Source organism: Aeromonas sp. HMWF014 (genome assembly GCF_963878295.1).
Taxonomy (GTDB): Bacteria; Pseudomonadota; Gammaproteobacteria; order Enterobacterales; family Aeromonadaceae; genus Aeromonas; species Aeromonas popoffii.
Genome location: NZ_CAWNYS010000237.1, coordinates 1 through 8472 on the forward strand (window position 1 = coordinate 1; position 8472 = coordinate 8472).

The window sequence follows — 8472 nt, forward strand, 5'->3', positions numbered from 1 at the left end:
CATGAGGCGCTGGGGCGCCCCATGCAACACGTAATTGGGACATAGCCTTGCTCATGGCGTCATCTTCACATAGAGCGCGCCATCAGCTCACCATCAGCCAGCCGCAGAAACCCAGGTAGACGAGCCCCACGCAGGCCAATCTGCCCGCCGTCATCCGTCCACGGCTAAAGCCCCACCACAGCAGTGCCACCGCCAGCAGGGTCACCAGCGAGGAGACCAGCATGGTGCTATCCAGCAACCAGGGGGTGAACAGCAGGCAGAATGCCTTGGGAATGGTGCCCTGGATCATCATGGCGCCGGAGATGTTGGCCAGCGCCAGCCGGTTCTTGCCCTGACGTACCCAGATCAGCACATTCATCAACTCGGGCATCTCGGTCGCCACCGGACTCAGCAGCAGGGCCGCCAGCACGGGAGAGAGGCCGAACAGCTCACCCATGCTCTCCAGCTGATGGACGAACAGCTGCGCCGCCAGCGCCACCACCCCCAACGCCACCAGGGTCTGCAGCAGTACCTTGCCAAACGCCGGGATCTCGGCCTTGGGATCCAGCTTGAGGGGCTCTGGCAACGCGACCTCGTGGCTGTCGGTCTGTTTCAGTTCACGCCGCACATAGACCAGATAAACCAGCACGAACAGCGGTGCCAGCCAGGCTTTACCGGTGAATGCCACCATGCCAAGGGCCACCGCCACCAGGAAGATACCGACAAACCAGGCCTGATCACGCCCTATCTCGCGCTGCACCTCGCCATCTATGACTCTGTGCTCACGGCTCATGCACAGCAGCAGGGTCACGCCGACGGCGGCATAGCCTATGGTGGAGAGCACCAGAGGGCCGCCGAGGGCGGCGCCTATCCCTATCTGTTGCTGGGCGGGGGCATCCCCCATCAGCAGGGCGGTCAGGGTAACGATGCATTCGGGCAAGGCCGTGCCGAGGGCTGCTAGCAGGGAGCCGGTGGCACTCTGGGAGAACTTGAAGTGATGGCCGGTCCATTCGATACCGTTGACGAAATATTCGCAGGCCAGGTAGATGGTGACGGCAGAGAGCAGAAATAACAGCAGGGTAATCAACATAATAGGCAACCGCCAGGCGAGCAGAACAACCGATGGACCCGATACGGCTCGCCCGGCTGGCTTGCGTATCGAGGCCAAAGGTCTTGCAGAGCGATAGATGCTATCGCCGCTCATGCCATGGATCGGCAGATCCAAGAATGTTGACATGAGCCCTGCCCGGATCACGGGCGGGTTGCTACTCCCCAATGACAGTGCGGGCTTTTTACCAAGTTGACCACCGCCTCACAAGGCAAATGAATGATCATCCGCCCGATAAGTTGTAAGAAAATGTAAGGTTCCCCTTGGTCAGCGCCCTCGTTTTCTCCGTCCGGGTCCCCACTCTTTCCCCCGGCACCCACGCCTTGGCATAACGATTGCTATGAGTTGCCTACTGTCCACAATAGTTTGGGAAGGATGAACGATGAAACGGTGGATCCAACATTTCTATCAACTGAACCGTCTCAACTGGCTTATGGTCTGGTTGCTACTCTGCTGCAGCATCATATTGCTGTTTCCAGCCGGCCTGATGAAAGGGGCCGTCAGCCAGTGGGCCACGCTCCACGCCGCCTGGCTCGGGGTCGGCATGCTGATCGCCATCTCCTACTTCTGCAGCCAGGGCTTCCTGATCGCCTGGGAGTGGGCCTGTGATGAATGGCAATCCCGCCGTCAGCAGGATCAGCTGGCCCAGATGATCGCCTTCCTCGATTTCAACGAGAAGGCGGTGCTGCGCGAGTTCGTGCTACAACGCAAAAGCGTCATAAACTTGCCGATCACCGAACCTGCCGTCAAAAACCTGATGGACGCTGGCGTACTCACCTACGCCTACGGCAAGCCAGTGCGAGAGAAAGAGGACGAAAACCAGATCCGGGCGCTGATGATAGCCCTGCCCGCGCGACCGCTGCTCACCTACAAGGTGCTGGGCCTCTCCCGTGGCAAGATGAGCGACGAGCAGGTGGAGCAGATCATGAACGCCAGACCCAAGTTCGCCCAGAAGGGCTTCCAGCGCTAAGTTGCTGCCATCCTTCACATAAAAGAGCCGGACAGTGTCCGGCTCTTTGCTATCTGGCTGTTTTTATTCGGCTCTGGCCTTCAAATAGCCAGCACTGACTGGCGGATCTGCCGTTATTCGGTCCTGGCTTTCAAATAACCAGCACTGACTGGCGGATCTGCCGTTATTCGGTCCTGGCCTTCAAATAGCCGGCATAATCCGGGATCTGCACGCTGAACGCCTGCTGCATGTGAGGGCTGTCCATGATGAAGTCCGCTGTGGCTTCGTTGGTGGCAACCGGTATATTCCACACGGCCGCCAGGCGTAGCAGCGCCTTCACGTCCGGATCGTGGGGCACCGCATTGAGGGGATCCCAGAAGAAGATCAGCACGTCTATCTTGCCCTCGGCAATCAGGGCACCCAGCTGCTGGTCGCCCCCCATGGGGCCGGAGAAGAGGCAGGTGATGGGCAGTTGTGCCTTCTTGCCGAGCATGGTGCCTGTGGTGCCGGTCGCATAGAGATGGTGAAGCTTTAGCTCCTCCTTGCGGCACATCACCCAGTTCAGCAGCGGGGTCTTCATGTTGTCGTGAGCCACCAGCGCCACCCGCTTGTGGGGCGCCATCTCACGTGCAATCAGTTCCATGGAATTCATCCGTAGCATTGTGATGGGAAGAGAGCTGTATCCTAATCGAAAGCAGCGCCCGCTGCCTTGCCGGGCGCCGTAACTGTGATCACTTCGACTGTTCAATCCACTGCTGGTGCTTCTGCTCCAGCACAGAGATGGGCAACATGCCGTATTCCAGCACATGGTGATGGAACGCCTTGAGGTCAAAGCGGCCGCCAAGGGCCTGCTCGGCAGACTCCCGCATCCGGATCAGCGCCAGCTGACCCGCCTTGTAGGAGGTTGCCTGACCGGTATAGGCCATGTAGCGGGGTACCTCAGAGCTGATGTCCCCCGCCCCCAGTGCCGAGTTCTCCTTCATGTAGCCGACGGCCCTGTCGTGGCCCCAGCCATACCAGTGAATGCCGGTATCCACCACCAGCCGCATGGCCCTGAGCATCTCCTCGTTGAGACGGCCGAAGTACTGCAACTGGTTATTGAAGGCAGGCGAACCCTCGACCTTCACATCCCCCACCGCCGGATCATAGAGGCCACGCCCCTGATAGAGCCCCATGTCGTGATCCGCCAGGTATTCGGTGTAGAGCGCCCAGCCCTCTGCATAGGCGGTATAGGAGGCATTCGCCACATACTGCGGGAAGTCGGGATCCTTGGCCGCCAGCTCCTGGGCTATGGTGATCTGGAAGTGGTGGCCCGGCGCCGCCTCGTGGGCCAGCAGGGTGCTGATGTTCCAGCTCTGCAGGCCATAGGGGTAGTAAGTATTGAGGAAGAACTGCCCCTTGCGGCCGGTCTGCGGGTTACCGTCCTGATACCAGGCGACCCCGCCATAAGGCGCCTCATCATAGGAGACGGGCACCACCTCGTAATCCAATTTGGGAATGGTGCGCTCGGCATCGAAGAAGTCCGGCAACACCAGCGCCGCCTTGCTCTTGAAGCCGTTGTACTCCCGCAACGCCCGCCCATGCTCCGCCAGCGCCTGCTGCTGCGGCTCGCTCAGGGCCGCACCGGCCACATTGCCCGGGTTGAGATTGGCGGACCAGACAGCCAGCGGATTCTGGTAGAAGAAGGCCGGCTCGTTGAGATAACGGAAGAAGTCATAGATCTGGCCGCTCTGCTTGCTCTGGGCCACCTCATCGCTGTCGCACTTGCCGACGGTATGGCACACCTTGACCATGGCACCGAAGATACGTTCCACCTCGCTCAGCCCCAGCTCATGCACCTGCTCCGGCGTCATATTGGTGGTGGTGTGCTTCTTCAGCAGCCAGCGATACCAGTCGCGGCCATTGGTCATGCCGCAGAAACCGTCGTCACACTCGCCACTGCCAAGGCGCACCCCATAGGCACCGCCATGCTGGTAATCCAGATAGTCCCGCAGTGCCAGATAGCGGCCGTTGATGCTGTCCAGCACCGCTTTGTAATCGGTGCTCAGCGCCTCGTCGGCCTCCCCCGGCATCAGCTGCCAGCCGAGGTAGGCACCGGCGATCACCTCGCCATCCAGCTTGCTGTTGAGCTGGGCCAGCAGCCGGTCCACCAGATCGTCCGGCAAGGTATTGCCCTGGGCGCTGCCCAGCTCGAACTGATGTTTTACCTCGGCCAGATAGGCATCATAGGCCTTGAGCCAGACAAGGTGCTCCTGATACCAGGCCAGCGGGGCCGTCGTTGCCCTGGCCTGAGTAGCCAGCGCTGGCGCCGTGGCCGGGCGGTCGAGATCCCGCCGCCAGGCCGCATCCCCCGGTGCGACCCGCTCGGCCGAGCTCTGCTCGAAGTAATCGAAGCCACTGCTGACGGTGCGGGCGGCCTTGCCGCTAGCGGGGGCAGCCCCCACGTCATCGGCCAGATCCACCACCCGGTTGCGGAAGTGCTGGATCGGGATCTGGGATTGGGGCAACTCGTAGCCCGCCAGATTGATCTGCAGATCCCAGCGGATCATGTCGTAGAACAATCGGTCCCGCTCGCTCAGCACGCTCGGGTCCAGGGCATCCAGCCGGGTGAGCAGCGCACTGTCGAGCGCCTTGCGTTTGGCAATGCTGGAGGCATCAATGGCAAAACCGTAGGGGTCCAGCGCCTGACTCTCGCGCAGGGCCTCGTCCATGGTTTGCATCAGAGAGGCCTTGGTGGCAGCGGGATCCGCCGGCGCGTTGGAGCTGTTGTCGTTGCAGGCAGCGAGGGAGAGTGCGATGGCGCAGGCAAGCGCCAGCTTGTTGGGCAAGAAGTGCATGGTGTAGTCCTTTCACCTGTTGTTATTGTGTTTCCCGATACGGGGCTCCAATAATGCATCTCTCTCGCCCGTATTGTTGCGACCTGACTAACAAAAACAAGCTTGTTTTTCATACAGATAACAACAATAAAAAGCGATGCTGCCGAACATAAAAAAAACCCGCCAAAGCGGGTTTTGGAATCGGTTTTTCATGCCATGACTGGTCAGGATGAGCCGTGATGCAGCTGGGACTGCTGATAGTTCTCCAGCCCGATGCGATCGATGAGATCGAGCTGGGTCTCCAACCAGTCCACATGCTCCTCTTCATCTTCCAGAATGTTCTGGCACAGGTCGCGACTGATATAGTCCTGCACCGACTCGGCGTAGGCGATAGCTACTTTCAGGTCCGGGATGGCATCCATCTCCAGCAACAGATCACAGCGCAACATCTCCTCGACCGTTTCACCGATGCGCAGCTTGCCCAGATCCTGCAAGTTGGGCAGCCCCTCCAGAAACAACACCCGCTTGACCAGTTCGTCGGCGTGTTTCATCTCATCGATGGACTCGTGATACTCCTTATGCCCAAGCGCCTTGAGACCCCAGTCATCGTAGATGCGAGCGTGCAGGAAGTATTGATTAATGGCAATCAGCTCATTGGCCAGCACCTTGTTGAGGTGGGTAATGATCTTGGGATCTCCTTTCATCGACAGTGCTCCTTGATGCGTGCCTGAGGCCTCGATCGTTAGAGCTTAGTCCAGAAAGGTGACAACAAAAGGTCTGGCGAGCCAGCTCGCTTGAGAGGCAGGGTGAGACTGTTAGCGGGTCGAGCCAGAAAAGGGGCGGTCCGGGTCAGGCCACCTCGTAGTAGAGCGGAGTCTGTGCCAGCTCGGCCTTGTCGAGTTCGGCGGCGATGATCTCCATGGTCATGCGCACACACTTGCCACACTGGGCCCCCACCTCCAGCGACTGCTTGAGCTGACGAAACTCGGTCTTGCCTGCCTGTACTGCATTGCGGATCTGGGTATCTGTGATGCCGCGGCACAAACAGACGTACATAGTGTTTACCTCATGCTGGAATGCCATGAAATCTAAATAAGAATGGTTCGTAGTGCAAGTAACCATTAGTAATAAGATCCCCTGCTTGCCAGCCATCAACCCCTTGGTGACAATGTCCCGTCACAGAGGAAAACATCATGCTCAAGAAACTGTTCACTGCCCTGTTCGCAAGCAAGCCCGCCCCTGTCGTTGAGGTGACTCCCACCGAATACGCCGGTTATCTCATCTACCCCGAGCCCATGGCGGAAGGGGGCCAGTACCGGTTGGCGGGCCGCATCACCAAAGAGATGGATGGCATGCTGCAGACCCACATCTTCATCCGCTCCGATCTGTTCGCCAATCCGGCCGATGCGGAGCGTTTCATGGTGCAGAAGGCCCACACCTTCATCGATCAGATGGGGGATCGCATGTTTGAACCTCGCGTCAAAGCGGACGACAGTTCAGCCTCATGAGCCCTGCCGAGGTGAACGCCCTGCGCCAAGCCCTGGCCCGCGCCGGTGAACGGCGACTGGTCTGGCTTGAAGGGGACGAGGCCGATTGCATCGCCCGTGCCGAAGCGTTGCTGGGCGGCATCATCTATTGGCTAGGAGAAGGTCCGGCTTGCCATGAGCCCGTTCCCGCCGCCAAGGCGCTGCAACGGCTCGGTCAGGAGTGCGACACCCTGGTCTTCAACGCTTTCAGTGGTTTTCATCCCGACGCCTTTGGCGCGCTGGCGGGCACACTGCGGGCGGGCGGTCTGCTGCTGCTGCTGACGCCTCCCAGAACGCAATGGCCCGAGTATCCGGATCCGGACAGGGTGCGGCTGGTCGCCCAGCCAGAAGAGGCGGACCGGGCTGGCCACGGCTTCATCGCCCGGCTGGTGCACCTGCTGGCGGACGATCCTGCGCTCTCCCTGCTTCCGCCCCATAGCCTCGCGCCCTGGCAGCCGATCGGCGCACTGCGACGGCTGAGCCATGATCAGGCCGCGGCCCTGCCCGCCATTCACAGGGTATTGCACGGCCATCGTCGCCGCCCGCTGGTGCTGAGTGCCGATCGTGGACGCGGCAAGAGCAGCCTGCTGGGGTTAGCCGCCGCCGAGCTGCTGCGCCAGCAACCCGACCTCAAGATAGTGGTGACAGCCCCTTCCCAGGCCACGGTTGCCACCCTGTTTGACCACGCGGCACAGTCGCTGGGTATAGAGGTGGAACGGCTGATTGGCCTCGAGTTCTGCTCACCGGCCCGGCTGGTAGAGGAAGCCCTGCAACCCGATCTGTTGCTGGTGGACGAAGCCGCCGCCATCCCCACCCCGCTGCTGGAGGCCATGCTGGCCCGCCACAGCCGTATCGTCTTTGCCACCACGGAACACGGCTACGAGGGCACGGGACGCGGTTTTCACCTGCGTTTCAAGCGAGTGTTAGACCACCAGACGCCGGATTGGCAGGAGATCCACTTAGGCGAGCCGATCCGCTGGAGCCTTGGCGATCCGCTGGAATCCCTGGTATTTCGCCTGCTGGGCCTCAATGCCGAGGTGGATCCGCCCCTGCCACCGACCAGCCCGGGCTGGCGGCTGATCGGCCAAGAGGCATTGGCAGAAGACGAAAAGTTACTCCATCAGCTGTTCGGCCTGCTGGTGCTGGCGCACTACCAGACCACGCCGAGCGATCTCAGGTCTTTGCTGGAGAGCCCGGATCTCGACATCCACCTGCTGGAACAGGAGCAGAGCCTGCTCGGGGTCGCGCTGGTGGCAAGGGAAGGCAACATAGATCCCACACTGGCCGAGCAGATCTGGGCGGGCCGACGACGTCCGCGCGGCCATCTGCTGCCCCAGTCCCTGCTGGCCCACGCCGGTTTCAAAACGGCAGGGGCGCGCAGCTACGCCCGGGTGATGCGTATCGCCATCCACCCGGCGCTGCATCGCCACGGGCTCGGCTCGCAACTGCTCGGCCAGCTGGAGGAGTATTACCGGGAGGAAGGGCTCGACTATCTGGGCTCGGCCTTCTCGGCCAGTGCCGATCTGCTGCCCTTCTGGCGCAGGGCCGGGCTGCAGGTGCTGCGCATCGGCCTGCAACGGGATGCCGCCAGCGGCTGCCATGCCGCTCTGCTGTTCAAGGCACTCAAACCCGAGTGGGAGGCCGAGCTGATCCAGTGGCGCCAACGCTTCGTGTGTCAGCTGCCGACCCTGCTGGCAGGTGAGTTGAAAGAGCTGGCTCCCGAACTGGTGTGGCAATGTCTGAGGGGACAAGAGCTGGCCGTGCCTGAGCTGGATGAGTTTGAACAGGCTGAGCTTGATTGCTTCGCCCATCATCACAAGCCGTTCGAGCTGTGCCAAGCCAGCTTACAGCACTGGCTGGCCAGCAATCTGCCACGACTGACCTCCTTGACCCCCAGCGAGCGCCAGCTGCTAATCGCCACCATCTGGCAATATGCGGACTGGGGACATCTGGCCAATCGGCTGCAACTGGCGGGCAAGCCAGCCATCATCAAGGCGCTACGCGCCCTGCTGGCTCGCCTGCTGGATATCCCTACCACTCGATAGTCTTGCCCTGCCAGTCGAGATAGCTGAGCTCGCCGTCAGGTATCAGCCC

General features: G+C 60.9%; 8 protein-coding genes and 1 riboswitch. Of the genes, 3 read left to right on the forward strand and 5 right to left on the reverse strand.

The features are described from left to right. Positions 1–82 precede the first annotated feature (82 nt). Positions 83–1069, reverse strand: a complete 987-nt coding sequence (locus AAC083_RS09520; RefSeq protein WP_258224643.1) for a sodium:calcium antiporter — start codon at positions 1067–1069, stop codon at positions 83–85. Positions 1070–1157: 88 nt separating this feature from the next. After that, a riboswitch (yybP-ykoY riboswitch) is annotated at positions 1158–1265 on the reverse strand. Between the two features lie 204 nt (positions 1266–1469). Between AAC083_RS09520 and AAC083_RS09525 the strand changes: the two genes are divergently transcribed. Next, positions 1470–2057 (forward strand): superinfection exclusion B family protein, encoded by a 588-nt coding sequence (locus AAC083_RS09525; RefSeq protein WP_042038963.1) that lies wholly within the window; start codon positions 1470–1472, stop codon positions 2055–2057. A gap of 163 nt (positions 2058–2220) precedes the next feature. Here AAC083_RS09525 and AAC083_RS09530 read toward each other — a convergent pair whose 3' ends face one another. The 4 genes from AAC083_RS09530 to AAC083_RS09545 form a co-directional block, all read right to left on the reverse strand. Next, complete coding sequence (locus tag AAC083_RS09530) at positions 2221–2679, reverse strand: methylglyoxal synthase (RefSeq protein WP_042038964.1); 459 nt, start codon at positions 2677–2679, stop codon at positions 2221–2223. A gap of 88 nt (positions 2680–2767) precedes the next feature. Then, positions 2768–4873, reverse strand: coding sequence for a DUF885 domain-containing protein (locus tag AAC083_RS09535; RefSeq protein WP_108536454.1), 2106 nt, complete (start codon positions 4871–4873; stop codon positions 2768–2770). Between the two features lie 203 nt (positions 4874–5076). Continuing rightward, complete coding sequence (bfr, locus tag AAC083_RS09540) at positions 5077–5556, reverse strand: bacterioferritin (protein WP_042038967.1); 480 nt, start codon at positions 5554–5556, stop codon at positions 5077–5079. 145 nt (positions 5557–5701) lie between these two features. Beyond that, positions 5702–5908 carry a bacterioferritin-associated ferredoxin gene (locus AAC083_RS09545; protein ID WP_181364702.1) on the reverse strand — a complete coding sequence of 69 codons (207 nt, stop codon included), beginning with the start codon at positions 5906–5908 and terminating at the stop codon, positions 5702–5704. Between the two features lie 137 nt (positions 5909–6045). On the opposite strand from AAC083_RS09545, the gene AAC083_RS09550 reads away from it, so the two are divergent. Continuing rightward, positions 6046–6360, forward strand: a complete 315-nt coding sequence (locus AAC083_RS09550; RefSeq protein WP_108536456.1) for an HlyU family transcriptional regulator — start codon at positions 6046–6048, stop codon at positions 6358–6360. Further along, the gene (locus tag AAC083_RS09555; RefSeq protein WP_108536457.1) at positions 6357–8423 is read left to right on the forward strand and encodes a tRNA(Met) cytidine acetyltransferase TmcA; all 2067 of its coding nucleotides are present in this window, start codon (positions 6357–6359) and stop codon (positions 8421–8423) included. Before AAC083_RS09550 ends, AAC083_RS09555 begins: the two co-directional genes overlap by 4 nt. Positions 8424–8472: the final 49 nt, after the last annotated feature.